A 16,593-nucleotide genomic window follows, 5' to 3' on the forward strand; every position below is an offset into this window, starting at 1 on the left:
AATTACAATTATATGATTAAGGGGTTAAATACCTTCCCCATTTTCATAATAAGAACGGTTTTCTTGTTGAATCGTTTTGATTAAACTTAATATACCAATTGTGGCTAAACATACACTTAACAAAACAATGACGGTGTACACATCACTATCAATAAACAATTTCATTAAGCCATAGGAAATCACTAATGACACAACGGGTGAAACAAGCCATACTTTGATAATTTTGCTAATTACTTTATTGTTCACTTGATTCTTGCCTTTTTTGGAAACACCAATTCCCATAATTGCCGTACTTGTGACTTGAGTAAGTGGGACGGGTATTCCAAAGATCGAAGCTAATATTACGAGAGTTGCTCCTATGGATGAAATCGTTCCCCCTTCAAGTAAGGTAAATCTAGTAATTTTCTTTGCGTTAGTCTGCAAAACTCGACCACCAAGAAATAACACACCTGCTGCAATAAAAATTCCGCCTACTATAGTTCCTGTTGTCATTGAAACCAAATTGGCACCAACTAAAGGACCTATGGCATTTCCAACATTATTCATTCCTGCTGAAAAAGCTTCCAAGAATCCTACGATGATGACAAACACGGCTAAGATCCGTTGTGCTTTTTTCTCTTTTAATTGTGGATATTTCTTATTCACAATCGCAATGATTTTCCCGAAAATAAAGGCTAAAGTAAAACCAACTACTGGAACAATGACCCAAAAAGAAACAATGACTAAAATATTATTAACAAACAATGCTTGCTCGGCAATTCCAACCCCAACGACTGCACCTACAGTAATCTCACTCGTTGACAATGGAATACCTAACAAATTGGCAATAAACAAGGAAATCGCTGCTGATACTAAAATAATCAATACTACTTTTGCGGTTAACAGGGCTTGGGGGATAATTCCCGTTCCTATTGTTTTGGCGACTTCACTTCCACCAATAACAGCTCCTAAAAGGATAGCAATCGCACATAAAAGTAAAGCCTTTTTTCTACTTTGAATCGCACCTGAACCATAGGCAACACTCATCGCCGCAGCTGCACCACTGGCACCTATGTTCATTGCGAAAAAGAGTGCTACAATTCCTGCTATATACGTTATGATCATAGTTTATTCCTTCTTATCCTTTTATTGGTGTAGCCCACATTCTGTCTTTGCCTGCCCTGTCCACCTTCCTGAGCGTAAATCACCAGGATTAATTGCAGGTGCTGTACAAGGCTGGCAACCAATACTTGGATAACCTTTATCATGTAATACATTGTAATCAAGACCATTTTTGTGTTGGTAGCGCCAAACATCCTTCCATGTCCAATGGATGAGGGGACAAACTTTTACTGATTTAAATTTATGATCAGGATTCAGAAATTGCGTATGTTTTCTAGTTTCTGATTGTTCTCTTCTTAATCCAGATATCCACGCAGTTGCCCCTGATAGCACTTCGTTTAACGGAAGCACTTTACGGATTTCACAGCATTTATTTGGATTGTTTTTCCATAACTCATCTCCATGCTGTTCTGCCTGTTCTGCAAGTGTTAAACTAGGTTTCTTTAACTCTATTTGTAAAGATGGATAACGAGCTTTCACTTTATCAATTAATTCATAAGTTTCTTTAAAGTGAAGGTCCGTATCTAGAAAAACGATCTTAGCTTTGTTATTTACTTGTGCAATTAAGTCGATTAAGATAATCCCTTCTATTCCGAAACTACAAGCGTATACTAGCTTATCGCCGTAGTGTGAGTATGCCCATTTTAGAACTTGAAGTGCACCCTTTGTCTCATCGTCATAGGAAAACTCTTTAAGCGGAATTTCTTTAAATTTTTCATAGGTTAAGATCTCTGCCATGCCTCTACCTCCACATTTCTGTAGTCTTCGTTCTTAAGGTAATCTTCTTATCAAATGATATGTTTTTTACTTGTACATGGTTCAAAACTGCTTTTATTAATATAAAAGAGACAGTCTTAACCAATTTTTACAATCATTTGGTTAAAACTGCCTCTAGTTTCTCTAGTCAGCAATTTATTAAGTTATTTAAGTCTTACCTTTTCAACTTTTTCTAACTGAATTACTTTTCCATCCTGTACAACAAGTGTAATTGAACCATACTTCATATCTTCCAGCATTTGTTTTAGTTGCGTAAAGATGGCTTCATTTTGATTCTTTTCTCCCACAGTTCTCCCCCCTCGTAATAAGTGGAAATTAGAATAACAGGCAATAATAAATTCCACTTCGGAAAGGTTGCTTAAACAATTCACCATCAAAATTTTTGAGTAGTGAATTGCTTTGCAAATAAATTATTAAAGATTCATAGTAAACTAACTATTTTATAAAATTTTACCACAAAATTAATGTATGTCAATAAATTATATGTAATTACTCGGATTTAATTCCGTTAAATTGATTATATTATATGAATCTAAAATGAATCAAGCTCTTTTTGATTAAAATAACACTTTTACCAAATAAGAGTCGTACAACCTCTTTATCATGAATAGAATGGATACAAGCATATATTTCATGATGAGGTGTAAATATGGCGGTTTTTATTAGTTATATCTTTTTGGGGTTATCCTTAGCAGCTCCAATTGGGCCTGTTAACGCAGCACAGCTAGATCATGGGATCAAAAATGGATTTTTTCATTCTTGGATGGTAGGAGTAGGCGCCATGGTAGCGGACATGGTATATATGATGGCTGTCTATATGGGAATTGTTCATTTCTTGGAAATTCCAATCGTAAAATCATTTCTATGGCTGTTTGGTTTTTTTGTTTTAACTTATACAGGGATAGAATGTATGATGGGTGCGGGTAAAATTGATTCTCGTTCGAATACCAAGAAAAAAGAACCGGTTTCAAAGTCTTTTTTCTCTGGCTTTATAATGTCATTATCTAATCCACTAACCATTCTTTTTTGGCTTGGAATCTTTGGTTCGGTTTTAGCTAAGGCAGCCGCTACATATAATACATCCCAATTAATTCTTTACAGCTCTGCCATTTTTACAGGAATAATCATATGGGATTTAACAATGGCCTTACTTGCAAGTACGTTCAGAAGATATTTAACCCCTAGATTGCTCGCTTGGATTTCAATTGCATCTGGTCTATCACTCGTCGGTTTTGGTCTTTATTTCGGTTATGAATCATTTAATATTTTATTCTAAGTTTGAAATTTTTGAAAGTTCAAAATTATGTCATATGTATACATCATAATCTGGCTTGTTCGGGATTATAATAAAGATAAGAGGGAGGCAAACATTGACCCCTTATTACAGGGAAAGAAGGTGCTCCTGATGTCTATGGCGCAATTCGATGACCTTTATGAGATTTGCTGCGGTCGGATGGAGGAAGAAGAAGTGTTGTTGAAAAGTTCTAAGCCTGAGGAAACTCCTGTAGTAGCTGAAGCTTCAGTCACAACGAAATGGTGGGAAGAAGCACTTAAAGAGATTGAACGAGAAAGCGAAAACGAGTACGAACTATACCCTATTTGAAGTAATGACATGAATTACCCCCTCCTTTCATAAAGTGATGAAAGGAGGTTTTTTGTAATAGATTAAAACTCCGGCAGTTGATCTAAATTATTTTCCTTAATTCCATCAGGTTCACTGCGTAATATATCTCTGCCATATTTATGGAAAACGTCTATATGAGCAATGTTCCCAGCCTTGGCTTCGGTCAATGCTGTTAAGTAATCTAACTCACGACCCGATGCGGTTTTAAAGGCAATTAAGTCTCCGTCATCATTTTTTCTCACTGCTACGATCCTTTCTTTCCCATCCACTATACTGTCATTAGCCTCATTTATTGCATTTTGTTTTGATTGTTCTAGATAATCTTGATAGATTTGATTATAATCTTTATTTTCCATTTTAACACCACCTCCGAACGTACGTTAGTTTGTTCGGTTTAACAGGTTTTTATGCTACTTTTCTACATAATTCAGGAATACATTCTCGTCACTCACAATTTTTACGTTTTCAGGAACTCTTAAATAAATCATTCCTTCTGAGCTAGATGATGAGTGTGACATAATGCTATTTTGATTTAATTGTCGAACAGGCAGGGATGGGCCTAAAATGGAAACATGAATATCATTGACAGGCACAAGGATTTTGAGGACATCTTTTTGTTTTTCTAGTTCCATGTTTTCTAGAACTTCAGAAAAGTCCATTTGATTAAACGTTATAGCCGATTGAAAGACAAACGCCTCAATTTTACCATTATTTTCTGGTATTTGTTCAATAAATACTGAGATGCCATGATCATTTAAAGGAGATAGGATTCGTAATGGTGCCTCTAGACGATGTTCGAAAGTTTGTTCTAAAACCAAAAATTTATCTTTAATGGAGTCGATTTCTCCGTTTTGTAAATGGGCATACAATTGATTTATGACCTCATCTTGGTCCTGTTGATCTCTTGTTCCCTTTACTATTGTACTGTCAGCCATAAACGGAACTAAAGTTGTAGCAACAAGCAAAATGAGCAAATAGATCGCTAACAACCAATGTGTTACTTTGATCGTAATATATTTCTTTCCTAATTTATAAAATAAATAACCAATAGTTACCAAAATAAAAATAATGAGGAATGGCACGGTGGATGTTAACATACTCATTTTCGTACCTCCAGCCTATTCATAAGACTGACCGCCGGGATCAATAATAGAATGGTTGTTAAGACAGATTTGAGAAAAAACAAGATGAAATTTGATTCTCCAACATAGAATTGATATAACTTAACAAGAAATGGATCGCTTTGCGTTAAAAACAAAAGACCAATGATTAAAATGGGAATGAGAACAGTAAAAATTTTATTAAGTTGAACGAGTGAACCAATGAAATAACCTAAAGCACTAAACATACATAGGTACAAAAAGGTTAAAGCGATGCCTCCAATAAGATCAAGACCATTCGTTTCCATATAATATAGTTGTGTATTGGAAAATAGATACTTAATAAGGCTAATTACATTGCCCGATAAAATGGCTGTTAAGCTGCCTAATAAGTTCGCACACAACAAGAAAAGAATATTTGATAAACTACTGCTTAATCGATTTGTAACAAAGGTAAAATCTTGTAAACGATTTGGCTTAGTGGTTATTGTGATTGCCGTAGTAAAGCTCCAAATCATTGTAAAAACAATAACAAGATCCCCAGTAAAGTGTTGAATCTCGATCGAAGCTGCACCGAAAGATGACCACATCGTGGAAACTCCGCCAAACGAAAAGAGAATAGCAAGTAGTTGAACCCAAATTAGAGAGCTAAGAGAGTCAATATTGGCTTTAAGTTTAAACAAAAATTGTTTTCTAACTGTTTGAGCTAAACTAATCGTTGATAAAGACATCATCAATTCCACCTTTCCCTTGATTAGTTAAGTAAATAAATAAATCGCTGCTTCTAATCGGTAATAGTTCAACTCCTGATAAATAGGCATCTTGTCGCTCTTCTTGCGTTAGATCATTTTGAAAGACCACATAGGTTGAATGATTGCCAATACTTTTTCTATATAAAATTTCTCGATTCTTTAATAAACGTTCGACCGACTTTTTATGCCCTTTCATACCGATCCCCCACTCTTTCAGCTCAGATACAGGTAAATGAAAATAAGTTTTTCCATTTTCTAAAAGCAAGACATCCTCTAAAATATCCTCAATTTCATCGATATGATGGCTAGATAAGATAATCGTTCTTGGATGAGCCATATAGTCCTTTAATAAAACTCGATAAAAGTCTTTTCTAACCGCTTCATCCATCCCTGTTGTTGGTTCATCAAAAATGGTAAGTGGACATCGAGAAGCGATACCAATAATCATATTAAACGTGCTTGTTTTCCCTTTTGAAAGCCGACTATGGTAATCTGTGGGGTCAAAGGAAAAATAATCAAATAGCTTTTTAGCTAACACTTCGTCCCAATGAGGATAAAAACTTCCAGCGACATCTAAAATTTCACGAAGCTGTAGAGCAGGTGGAAACCCCATTTTATCATCCACAAATATCGAGTTAATTGAAACAGTTAAGCTATTAAATGGTTTTTCTGAAAAAACACTCATATGTCCAGAAGTTTCTTTAATATAGCCTGATATTATTTTTAATAAAGTTGTTTTTCCTGCGCCATTTCTTCCGATTAAGCCGGTGATACTGTTTTCCTTGATTGAAAAAGACAGCTTATTAAGAATCTTTTTGCGACCATATGTTTTAATTAAATCCTGACATTGAATGACGGTCATTGCCCATCCTCCTCACCATAAACCTCATCAATCATTTGTATTAATTCATTTTTACTAATGTTTAATCGTTTCGCTTCTAATACGAGTTCAGATACTAAATGTCGTAGTGTTTGATTTTTCCGCTTGTTTAAGATCTGACCTTTTGCTCCTTTTTCCACAAACATACCGAGACCTCTTTTTTTATAAAGAATCTGATCATCAACTAATAGATTGATGCCTTTTGCAGCAGTTGCCGGATTAATCGTAAACATATCCGCTAATTGATATTGAGAATAAACCTTTTGTTCCTCAATTAAGTGACCATTCAGTATTTCCGATTCAATCCACTCGGCAATTTGCATGTAGATGGGCTTCATACTGTCAGAGTTTAGAATGGTCATCGCCCCCTTTATATGTAGTGCATTACTGTTGTAACGTACTATAATTTTATAATATATCCATGGATCCCACAAGAGATAAAGGGGAAAAAATTGGAGACTTCGACTCTTGATAACAATCGTTTAGTAGAAACTTTTTAATGGATTATAATTACCGAAATTACTAGTTGATATCATGAAAGAGGGTCTTCATAACAAATATGAAGACCCTCTTTCATGATTTTTGATTAGGATATTTCTCTTTTAAAAAGCGAATAGATGCCTGAATTAATTTTTTCAATACATCGGTATCAATATCTGCTACTTTATTGATGTAAACACAGGCCTTACCGGTTGTATGCTTGCCGAACTCTTTTAACAGTTCTTCTCTCTCGGTTTCTCCAGTGGCAAAATATAAGCTGTGCTTAGCTTTACGCGGTGAAAACCCGACTAATGGAGCATCTCCTTCATGACCACTGTCGTACTTATAGTGATAAGACCCAAATCCAATAATACTTGTCCCCCACATTTTCGCCGGGTAACCAGTGGTTTCAACAAAGATATCTAACAGTTTATAGGCATCCTCACGTTTTTTGGGGTTATCTACACTCTCAATAAATTCAATTACACTGTGATCGCTTTCCTTTGTTTTTAATTCGTACATCTCTTCCCTACCCTTCTTGAACCACTCATTTCCTCATCATAGCATAATCGACTTAATTAAGAGAAGCGTGTACATAAAATGCATCTATTTAAATGAAAGCTCGGTATTTTTCGTCACTTCTTTCCTCATATACCATTTATGATAACTTCTAGATATATAATATGTAAGCCAAACCGTAATATAACTCCAATACCAGGTCCACTTTTTATAACGAATAATATTTGTATATTTTAAAGCGATCATCTCGAAACCCGTAATAAACCAAGTATGAACAAAATAGTATAGAAATTTAACTACGAAGTTTCTTTTTTCTGGATAATATAAATTAAACAATACACAAAGAGCGAGATAGACGAGATATTCAAATGTAAAACTAGACGTGAGCGTACGTCTAAATGGATACGTAATTAGTTTCTTCTCGACAACTAGGACTTCAAGTAGAAAGGTAATCGTTTGTTTTAATAAAGAAATAATGTTTGCTTCACGAAATCGATTCCGTGGAACATAAAATAATAATAATAACGCTGAAACTGCTATTGCACCTCATTCCATTTTTATTCCTAACTGATTTTTTCTCAAATTATATCACCCCTATGTTGTATTTTTCTCTTACTAGATTGTTTTCTTTGTAAAAAAAGAAACACATGGAACAGTTTAAAATCCATGTGTTTAAAATCTAGGCTAATCTCAGCCAACTATAACTTTTCCCTTTCTTTTTCCATCGCCGTTGCATGAACAGCAATACAATGGCAATAATGCCGACAAATAGCAAGCTTATAAAGAAGCCTGGCCGGCTTGCTTTCTCCAATAACGTTCCACTTACAGCTGCAAGAATTAAAAGGATTCCAGCCCATTGCTTGATTCTTCCCCATCCTGATAATTCGATTAACTTTGGATAAGCAAAAAGTACAAACGTCCAATTGTATAAAAGCATTAAACTGGCTGCCGTTGTAATGTATTCATAAACGCGATCAGGCATAATTCTTCCAAAAATGATGCTTGCGGCGAGTCCCCCCATTGTTAATAATAAGGCAAATGGTGCAACCTTTAACTTTTTGCCTTTTTTCGAAAATATCCCAGGTGCGTCTCCATCCTCTGATAAGGTGACTAAAATATTTGTTACAGCAAACAATGAGGCAGACATGGTTGAAAAGCCAGCAATAATAATGCCTCCATTAAAGACATGCGGAAAGAAACCGAGCCCATATCGTTCCATGGCGACTACAAATGGACTTTCATTCGGAGAAAAGGCATTGATTGGTGCTAATATAACTGCGAAGCCAACAGCGAATAAATAAATCGTTGTTAAAGTTAGCAGCATGATAGAATTTGCCTTTTTTGCATCCTCTTTTTTGCGAAGCCTAGGAGTCATCATCCCCATAATCTCAATTCCTCCAAAAGCATAGAAGCCAAAGATTAAAGCAGACCAAAATCCTAAAAATCCGTTTGCAAAAAATTCATTTCCTGCATTTGGGATATATAGGGTGTCGCTTCGTCCATTAATTACACCGGTTATCCCTAATATGGCCAGAATAATAAACATTAGGATAGCTGAGATTTTGATTACCGCAAAGATGTTTTGCGCTTTTTCAAATCCACCTGATCCTAATAAAACTACGACGATTCCTAAAGCCCCATAAATGGATGCAAATATCCATAAAGGAATAGTAGGGAACCAAAATTTAGTGAATAGCGATAATGCAGTTAATTGACTACCAATAATTAATATCTCGGATGCCCAGTAGGTCCACCCACATCCAAATCCCGCCCACCTTCCAAACGCCTTTTTAGAATAATAACGAAAAGAGCCTTTTTGAGGATCTTTTGCGGCCATTTTACCTAGTGCCTCACCGACAATATAGGTTCCTAATGCTGCGATGACAAATGCGAGTATGGCGGAAGATCCCGTTAAGCGAATCGCAATACCTGATGCTAAGAAAAAACCAGTTCCAATAATACACCCAACTCCAACTAGTGATAGCTGCCACCAGGAGAGTTTTCCCTCCTTTGAAGCGCTGTCTTGTTGCTTCATTTGTGTTAACCCCCTTCAAACAATCAAGATTATTTTGAGAGTCAATAAAGGTTTCTATGTACTAAAGACATATTCTATTTTTGGTAATTCCTGATTTTATTAAATTGATAAAAAGGATGCGATTTTTTCACATCCTTTTTCTTACTACTTAGAGGTTTTCATTTTGTTGCCTAATTTCATCACCAGTAATTAGAATGTTGGATTCTTCCAACTCTTTATGTCCATCTACGGAATTTCCAACGATTGTTTTTTCATTTGGGAATCTTGAACCATTTTCTATGGTTACTTGTTCTTTTTTTGGTGCAGTAGTGAGGAAATCCTTTATATCAGCCATTATAACAACTCCTTTATTTAAAAGTTTTACCGGCATTCCATATTCTATAACAGAAAGATTTCGCCAATAAAAAAAGCGCTAGGACTCTTCCGTAAGGAAGGGGTCAAGCGCTTTGTATAATTTTCCGGATCATTAAGTTCATGTGTGGATGTTTTAAGTTCTATCAGTGTTTGTGTCTCAGTATTCCAAAGGACAATTATTAGCAGAAAACTTTAATTATCTTTCCCCTTTGTCATTTCTTTCGCCACTTTGTTTAAGATGGTGGGGATATTGGTAAACGTTGAATAAAATATAGGTTTTTGTTCAAGAATGGCAAATTCTTTTACCTCCCACATGGCTTGATGTGAAATATACCGTGTCAAGACAATGAGAATATCGGCTTGGTTTAAATATTGATAAAATATTGGATCTAAATTTCGTGCATCATGAGTCAATACGATATAATTTAAATCACTCGCCACCTCTTTCGAACGGTAGCCCCCAATTATAAAAATATTTTTCCCACTTAATGGTTTTTCTGTATAGCTTTCTGCAAATTTAAGGGCCTTTTCAGTGAGCGCTGGCACCCCTCTACTCTCTACCTTATTTGGTTCTAGCTGCGAAGTTAATTGTGTGATTTCCGCTTTTAAGTCTTCAATTAATCCCTTTAACTGTTTAATTTTTATAATATCTGACTTATTTCTATCTGTTGTTAAACGGTGAGAAGCTTGTTCTAATGTTATTGTTTTATGATAAGCTTCACCCAGCTTTTGTGATAATCGGCCGTTTTCCTGTTGTAAAAGTTGTATTTGTTGCTTCTGTTGGTCAATTTCCTTCCTATAATCTGAAACAAGCTGTTTACTCTGCATAACTAGTGAATTTATGCGTCTATTATGAATAAATCTTAACTCTTCTGGAATTGGCAAGTATTTAAAAATAAAAATTGCTCGATGTTGTCCAATGATTTCTCTGTCTTTTGCTACATCCCAACCAAAAACAGTAATATTTAAATAATAATCAATTAAACTTTCATTTACTTTTCTCCAAAAAACATTTTTTTGATGATCGGAAAGATTCAGCTCTTTAAGCATTAAAAGCAATTCCTCGTGCGTAGCATTATTAGGTATATCTGATATGTAATGAGGCAAGATGAACTTAAGCTCTTTTACAGTTAGTTCTGCAATAAAAGTTTCCCATTGCTGGGAAGCGATATAGGAAAAAGCATTCCAAAAACTTTCCTGATGATCACGAAAGTAATTTTTATGCTCAATCGCTGCTAAAACGATTTCCTTATGGGCTATTTGATCGTTATGATATCCGAGAAAATCTAATTCTCCTAATGGCTTTTGATTGATCATTTTTCCAGTGATTTCATTCTTGACTATAATATTTTCTTTATCGACAACATTATAACAATGCTCACAAACAAAGTAATCCCCTAGAACAGAAATGAATAGATCGAATTGATGTTGATCTAGTTTGTCCTCATTGATTCTAACATTGGTTTTAATCGGCTGAAAAACATCTAGTTGACAATTAGTACAGAACCCTTGGACTGAGATTTTGATCAAACCATCTATCTGATCTTCTTTTAATACGGGGTTTGTGGTTGGTATCGTAGTTAAATATGTTTTTTGCTTGACTCTTTTTTCCTTTTGAACGATCTCGATTTTCTCTATATTAGTTAAAATTTGTGTTTTATAATTATTTATTAATTTTTCAAGAAGCTCATCTTCATCCATGTTCGTTGCAAAGTGAAAGTTAGTTTCAATAATTCCTTCAAATTCTTCTTCATTTATCATAAAAATAGTCAAGATGCTCATATAGTCATCAGCAACTTCACAAGAAATGGCATAGGATGAGCATAGTTCGATCTTAATACGATTAGCTAATGTTTGTACAAACTGATGATAACTTGCATCTAAATGCTCTTTAGCTTGCTTTTCTGTTTTATAAATAACTTCTCCTAAATTAATAACAGCCCTTTGATTAGCTAATGCCATCCCGTACAAATTAGGATTTCCTCTTTTTTGAACCCATTGATTATTATAGAAAACCTCTATTTTATCCAAGAAATATTGTCCTTTTTTCTGAAATGGGAATAGAAGAATGGCCCTTATCTCCTGTCTTTGATGATTGAAATATACCTCTACTCTTGTAAAGAAATGATGGTTTTGATCAAAATAGTGAATGATTGTATCAAAATTAGATCTAACGTTTGTTAATTTCATTGAATTCTCCCTGAGGGCTTTTCTTTTATAACTAATTCTACTATATCCTTTTTCTAATTGAAATTTAATGGAAGATAATGTTCTTTTGTATAGTTCATGTGAATGCTCAGCATACTATCGTTAAAGGAGTTGATATCATGAGACATTTACGAAATCTTGTTGTCAAATTTATTGCTACCTTTGCTGTGTTGTTTATTATTCTTGGTATGATTTATGACATGTCATTTGGGAATATTTTTTCCATATCATTAGTTTTAACACTTGCAGCATATTTAATTGGTGATATGCTTATTTTACCAAGAACGAATAATACGATGGCGACGGTTGCAGATTTTGGGCTAGCCTTTTTAGTGATTTGGTTAATGGGAGAAAATTTAACTTATGGAGACAGCTTATTAATGCCAGCTTTAATTTCGGCGGCAGCCATTGCTTTATTTGAAACATTTTTCCATAAGTCAATCGCCAATCAAATCAATCAGAATAATGGAAATCAGCAACAATCAGGAAATTTACGTTATCAAACAGAAGCATCAGAAGAACTGACTTCAAGCAATTCGAATAACAATAGAAACGAAAATGGACAATAAAGAAACAAAAAAGCATCTGATTTTTCTCAGATGCTTTTCTTTGTGGCTGATTAACCATATCGAATGAGGAGAATAATCTCCTCGTTGTTACTATTCAAACAATGTTAAAAATTGCTCATATCCCTCTTCTTTTAACTTGTCTTTTGGAATAAACCGAATGGCTGCAGAGTTGATACAGTATCGAGCTCCAGTTGGACCTGGTCCATCGTCAAACACATGACCCAAATGGGAATCAGCACTTTTGGAGCGAACTTCAATGCGTCTCATACCATGAGAGGTATCAAGTTTTTCTTCTATTTCACTGTGACGAAGGGGTTTTGTAAAACTTGGCCAACCACAACCAGCATCATATTTATCCTTTGAACTAAATAATGGTTCGCCTGAAATAAGATCTACATAAATTCCTTCTTCCGTATGATTCCAATACTCATTTTGAAAAGGTGGCTCCGTTCCATTTTGACGAGTGACTTGATATTGAATCGGAGATAATTCTTTTCGTAGCTCTTCATCACTCTTTTTCGTTTTCCAATTCTCACGGATAAACTTAGCTCTTCCAGAACCTTCTTTGTACATATTGTAATGAAAGGACATTTTTTTATAATAATCCTGATGTTTCTCTTCCGCTTCATAAAAAGTTGAGGCAGGAACAATTTCGGTTACAATTGGTTTATTAAATCGGCCACTCGCTTCTAGATTAGCTTTAGATTTTTCTGCTGCTTCTTTTTGCCCTTCATGATGATAAAAAATCGCCGTTCGATAAGATAAACCTCTGTCATTAAATTGACCACCTGCATCGGTTGGATCAATTTGCTGCCAATAGAGTTCCAATAGTTTTTCATATGAAAAGACAGCTGGATCAAATGTAATTTGAATCGCTTCATAATGGCCCGTTGTATCAGAACAAACTTCCTCATAAGTCGGATTCTCTTTATGTCCCCCTGTATAGCCTGATACCACCTTAATAATTCCTGGCTGTTCATCAAATGGTTCTACCATACACCAGAAACAGCCGCCTGCAAAGGTTGCTAACTCATATTGATTCGACATATGTATACACCCCTTTTTCTTCATATTCTTTTAATATACTCCATATGAGAACGTTCTACATTTATTTTGCCTTCACGTTCCATTATAACAGTTAATTTATTTCTTAGACATTTCTTCTATATTTGATTTCTCCCCCAATGATAGTCATTACAATTTTCATTGGTAGTAATTCATCAGCATCTTTCATTTGAAAAGGATCAGCTGAGAATACGGTCATGTCTGCTAACTTCCCCCTAGCGATGGTACCTTTTTGATCCTCTTCATTTGTTGGATAAGCAGCAAATTCGGTAAACAATTGGAATGCCTGTACCATTGATAGTTTTTGGTTTGGCTGATAACCTTGATGGATTTCTCCTGGTTTCTTTCGAGTGACAGCTGCGTGAATCCCTAATATCGGATCTATCGGTTCGATGGGAGAATCCGATCCACCAGCACATTGAACACCTGCTTCTATTAACGTGCGCCAGTTATAGGAGTATTGGATACGTTTTTTTCCAAGTCGCTTCTCCACCCAAGGAAAATCGCTAGCTACAAAACGAGGTTGTATATCAACGGTTCTACTCCGATTAATTAATCGCTTAATGAGATAATCATTTACCACTTGTGTATGAATAAGACGATCTCGATAAGACACAGGGGGAAATCGGTCCAAAAGATCTAATATATTTTTCAAAGCTTGATCTCCAATTGTATGAACTGCAACAGGCATATCTAAATTTCGTGCTTTTTTAATGATTTCATATAATTGTTCTTGACTGTACATTGCTTCACCGAAATGGTTAGGTTTATCACTATATGGTTCGGATAAGAGAGCCGTTCTTTTACCAAAAGCACCATCCGCAAATATTTTCACCGCGCCAATTTGCAGTGTATCATTTCCATAACCTGTGTACATTCCTAATTCTCTTAATTCGTCAAAAAACTCATGATTAATCAAAAGGTTTGTCCGTAGTCCTAACTGTTCTTTATTTAATAACTCGTCATAAATTTTCCAAGTTTGTTCAAGACCACCTAAATAGAGAGGGTCATTGCTATGCACACTCGTTAATCCTCTTTCCATCGCATACATGATTGTATTTCGCATGGCATTTTTCCAAGACTCGTAAGGATGATCGGGGATATGTTGTTTAATAAGGTTTATGGCAGTATCAAGAAATAGGCCTGTCGGTTGATTTGTTGTCTCGTCTAGTACAACTGATCCTCCTTCTGGTAGCAAAATATTCGGTTGATAATGGCTATACTCGAGAGCTTTGCTGTTCACGATCGCTGCATGCTGGCAAATTCTTGATATTAATAGCGGATTGGCTGGAGCAACGTGATCCAATTCTGTAAGGGTTGGAATGGAACCGTTTGTAAATAAATGTTCATCCCAGCCGCCCCCAATTAACCATTGATTAGGTTGTAATTGAGCCGCTCGTTCTTTGATTCTATCAAGCATTTCCTGTTTTGATGTAACCCCCGTTAAATTTAAGTTCATACTTTGATCTGCTATCATCGAGAGGTGAAGATGACTATCAATTAATCCAGGTGTCACCGTAAATCCTTCTAAATCAATGACTACTGTTGAAGGACGGTTCCATTGTAAGATTATTTCATCTGTTTCACCCATGTCAACAAATCGACCATTCTCAATGACGACAGATTGGACATGTGGTTTTTGTAAATTAAAGGTATAAATATTTCCATTTATATAAATTTTCCTCAAAACAATGATCCCCTTTGCTCGATAATGAGCTGTATCGAAAAAGTGGCTCGTTTATAACGTCCATATGATTAGTATTTGCCATTTTCTTCTAATTAACACATTTTCGCATTTCAGTATCTTTTACTGTAACAAGTAATTTGTTAAGATAAATGAAAACGATTCTGAAAGGAATGAAATATGTATTTATTTGTTGAGGAAAAAATAAAAAAGGCTGTGGATAATGGAGAGTTCGATGACATTCCTGGAATGGGTAAATCTCTAGATTATCGAGATGAGTTGCCAGGACTATCTCCGGAATTAAAGCTTGGTTTTAAAGTATTAAAAAATGCTGGTTATGTTCCATCAAATGATAAAGTACAGCATGAGGATGTAACCATCCAAGATTTATTATCTTATGCAACGGATGGAGAAAATAAAGGTTTTTTTCAAAAAAGGGTTCAATTTAATGAATTAGCACAAGAAAAAAAGTGGCAACATAATGCAAAATTCAAACAATATGCCCAGCAAATTTACCAGAAATTATTTAAGTAACCCCTCAACTTCCAAAGTTTGTGGGGTTTTTTTATTACCCTGTTTTTGAAGGGAAATGTAAAGTCCGCTATTTTGAGTTGTAATTTGCCAATATTTATATTTTTATAAAAAAATAGCAGGTTTTATGTAATATGATCGCGAATTAATGTTATAACAAGTGTTTTGAAAGGTGGAAAAAACATGGATCGAATTAGTTGTCTAGCTTTTCTTTTGTTTCAAGTCAACAATAAAAAACTACAAGAAGCTGCATTACAATTAGTTAGTGGAGATATTTCCATCCTAGAATTGAAAACAAACCTTGATTTTCTTCCTTTTATTGAAGAAGCTGAAGATACTTTGAAGAAATATACGCCTAACAAAAATGAGGTATGTGAATTTGTCGAAAGATATTTATATGTTTACTAATGAATATAGACTGTCTTTGTGTTCCTAACTTGTCACAGACAGTCTCTTTTTTCAGTTAACGTCTATTCCATGGATTTTGTCATAAAGTAACAAGGATGCTTGTTGCCTTGAAAGTCATTTCTCCTACTTTGGGAAATCTATTCTTCTCGAACAAGGCTTGAGTTTTTTATTTATGGAATACTCATCCATTTTTATGTAGCGAACTCTATTTTGTCTTGCTACCTCCTCTGCAAAAGTCATTAATTGAGATGTACTTCCCTCTTACAGCTGGGTCCACCACTATGCATAAAATAGTATGAGCATCCCCTTTGTTCTCCATAAAACGAATGGGTGATTTATTCTACTGGCAGGTATCGATCCATTGCGATTGATCCCATAACATAACGACCTTTTTCTAATACATACAATGATTTATTTTAGAAAGTCTAGCCGGATAAATTCCATTCCATTGATTGTTATTTTCCTTTAATATAATTGTTATGGTCCTCTCTATCATTTTCATAATT

General features: G+C 35.0%; 20 protein-coding genes. 5 read left to right on the plus strand and 15 right to left on the minus strand.

The window, feature by feature from the left end; genetic code table 11:
* Positions 1-24: 24 nt before the first annotated feature.
* The 3 genes from R4Z10_RS11500 to R4Z10_RS11510 form a co-directional block, all read right to left on the minus strand.
* A complete protein-coding gene (locus tag R4Z10_RS11500) occupies positions 25-1,104 on the minus strand; it encodes an inorganic phosphate transporter (RefSeq protein ID WP_338469448.1) in 1,080 nt (359 codons plus the stop codon).
* Between the two features lie 21 nt (positions 1,105-1,125).
* Positions 1,126-1,830: a phosphoadenylyl-sulfate reductase gene (locus tag R4Z10_RS11505; protein ID WP_338473225.1), complete on the minus strand. Its 705-nt coding sequence runs from the start codon at positions 1,828-1,830 to the stop codon at positions 1,126-1,128.
* 191 nt (positions 1,831-2,021) lie between these two features.
* On the minus strand, positions 2,022-2,165 hold the full coding sequence (locus R4Z10_RS11510; protein ID WP_338469449.1) for a YezD family protein: 144 nt from the start codon (positions 2,163-2,165) through the stop codon (positions 2,022-2,024).
* A 362-nt stretch (positions 2,166-2,527) separates the two neighbouring features.
* On the opposite strand from R4Z10_RS11510, the gene R4Z10_RS11515 reads away from it, so the two are divergent.
* Together R4Z10_RS11515 and R4Z10_RS11520 are read left to right on the plus strand one after the other, a co-directional pair.
* Positions 2,528-3,154, plus strand: a complete 627-nt coding sequence (locus tag R4Z10_RS11515; RefSeq protein WP_338469450.1) for a LysE family translocator — start codon at positions 2,528-2,530, stop codon at positions 3,152-3,154.
* A 129-nt stretch (positions 3,155-3,283) separates the two neighbouring features.
* The gene (locus tag R4Z10_RS11520) at positions 3,284-3,481 is read left to right on the plus strand and encodes a hypothetical protein (RefSeq protein WP_338469451.1); all 198 of its coding nucleotides are present in this window, start codon (positions 3,284-3,286) and stop codon (positions 3,479-3,481) included.
* A gap of 62 nt (positions 3,482-3,543) precedes the next feature.
* Here R4Z10_RS11520 and R4Z10_RS11525 read toward each other — a convergent pair whose 3' ends face one another.
* The 10 genes from R4Z10_RS11525 to R4Z10_RS11570 form a co-directional block, all read right to left on the minus strand.
* A complete protein-coding gene (locus R4Z10_RS11525; RefSeq protein WP_338469452.1) occupies positions 3,544-3,858 on the minus strand; it encodes a DUF3892 domain-containing protein in 315 nt (104 codons plus the stop codon).
* Between the two features lie 54 nt (positions 3,859-3,912).
* Positions 3,913-4,605 carry a hypothetical protein gene (locus tag R4Z10_RS11530; protein WP_338469453.1) on the minus strand — a complete coding sequence of 231 codons (693 nt, stop codon included), beginning with the start codon at positions 4,603-4,605 and terminating at the stop codon, positions 3,913-3,915.
* A complete protein-coding gene (locus R4Z10_RS11535; RefSeq protein ID WP_338469454.1) occupies positions 4,602-5,333 on the minus strand; it encodes a hypothetical protein in 732 nt (243 codons plus the stop codon). Before R4Z10_RS11535 ends, R4Z10_RS11530 begins: the two co-directional genes overlap by 4 nt.
* Positions 5,314-6,216 carry an ABC transporter ATP-binding protein gene (locus R4Z10_RS11540; RefSeq protein ID WP_338469455.1) on the minus strand — a complete coding sequence of 301 codons (903 nt, stop codon included), beginning with the start codon at positions 6,214-6,216 and terminating at the stop codon, positions 5,314-5,316. Before R4Z10_RS11540 ends, R4Z10_RS11535 begins: the two co-directional genes overlap by 20 nt.
* Entirely contained in the window at positions 6,213-6,572 is a 360-nt protein-coding gene (locus R4Z10_RS11545; RefSeq protein ID WP_338469456.1) for a GntR family transcriptional regulator, read from the minus strand. The genes R4Z10_RS11540 and R4Z10_RS11545 overlap by 4 nt, the downstream gene beginning before the upstream one ends.
* Before the next feature lie 235 nt (positions 6,573-6,807).
* On the minus strand, positions 6,808-7,236 hold the full coding sequence (locus R4Z10_RS11550) for a DUF1801 domain-containing protein (protein ID WP_338469457.1): 429 nt from the start codon (positions 7,234-7,236) through the stop codon (positions 6,808-6,810).
* Positions 7,237-7,320: 84 nt separating this feature from the next.
* On the minus strand, positions 7,321-7,773 hold the full coding sequence (locus R4Z10_RS11555; RefSeq protein WP_338473226.1) for a CBO0543 family protein: 453 nt from the start codon (positions 7,771-7,773) through the stop codon (positions 7,321-7,323).
* 139 nt (positions 7,774-7,912) lie between these two features.
* Complete coding sequence (locus R4Z10_RS11560) at positions 7,913-9,268, minus strand: amino acid permease (protein WP_338469458.1); 1,356 nt, start codon at positions 9,266-9,268, stop codon at positions 7,913-7,915.
* A gap of 148 nt (positions 9,269-9,416) precedes the next feature.
* Positions 9,417-9,602 carry a hypothetical protein gene (locus R4Z10_RS11565; protein WP_338469459.1) on the minus strand — a complete coding sequence of 62 codons (186 nt, stop codon included), beginning with the start codon at positions 9,600-9,602 and terminating at the stop codon, positions 9,417-9,419.
* A gap of 212 nt (positions 9,603-9,814) precedes the next feature.
* Complete coding sequence (locus R4Z10_RS11570; protein ID WP_338469460.1) at positions 9,815-11,812, minus strand: hypothetical protein; 1,998 nt, start codon at positions 11,810-11,812, stop codon at positions 9,815-9,817.
* 137 nt (positions 11,813-11,949) lie between these two features.
* Between R4Z10_RS11570 and R4Z10_RS11575 the strand changes: the two genes are divergently transcribed.
* A complete protein-coding gene (locus R4Z10_RS11575) occupies positions 11,950-12,399 on the plus strand; it encodes a DUF2512 family protein (RefSeq protein WP_338469461.1) in 450 nt (149 codons plus the stop codon).
* Between the two features lie 90 nt (positions 12,400-12,489).
* On the opposite strand, the gene msrB is transcribed toward R4Z10_RS11575, so the two are convergent.
* Both msrB and R4Z10_RS11585 read right to left on the minus strand, forming a co-directional pair.
* Positions 12,490-13,446, minus strand: coding sequence for a peptide-methionine (R)-S-oxide reductase MsrB (gene msrB / locus R4Z10_RS11580; RefSeq protein WP_338469462.1), 957 nt, complete (start codon positions 13,444-13,446; stop codon positions 12,490-12,492).
* Between the two features lie 103 nt (positions 13,447-13,549).
* Positions 13,550-15,151 carry an amidohydrolase gene (locus R4Z10_RS11585; protein ID WP_338469463.1) on the minus strand — a complete coding sequence of 534 codons (1,602 nt, stop codon included), beginning with the start codon at positions 15,149-15,151 and terminating at the stop codon, positions 13,550-13,552.
* Between the two features lie 177 nt (positions 15,152-15,328).
* Between R4Z10_RS11585 and R4Z10_RS11590 the strand changes: the two genes are divergently transcribed.
* Both R4Z10_RS11590 and R4Z10_RS11595 read left to right on the plus strand, forming a co-directional pair.
* Entirely contained in the window at positions 15,329-15,682 is a 354-nt protein-coding gene (locus tag R4Z10_RS11590; RefSeq protein WP_338469464.1) for a DUF1992 domain-containing protein, read from the plus strand.
* Positions 15,683-15,862: 180 nt separating this feature from the next.
* Positions 15,863-16,087: a hypothetical protein gene (locus R4Z10_RS11595; RefSeq protein ID WP_338469465.1), complete on the plus strand. Its 225-nt coding sequence runs from the start codon at positions 15,863-15,865 to the stop codon at positions 16,085-16,087.
* Positions 16,088-16,593: the final 506 nt, after the last annotated feature.

It is taken from the genome of Niallia sp. XMNu-256, from assembly GCF_036670015.1.
GTDB lineage: Bacteria > Bacillota > Bacilli > Bacillales > Cytobacillaceae > Bacillus_BD.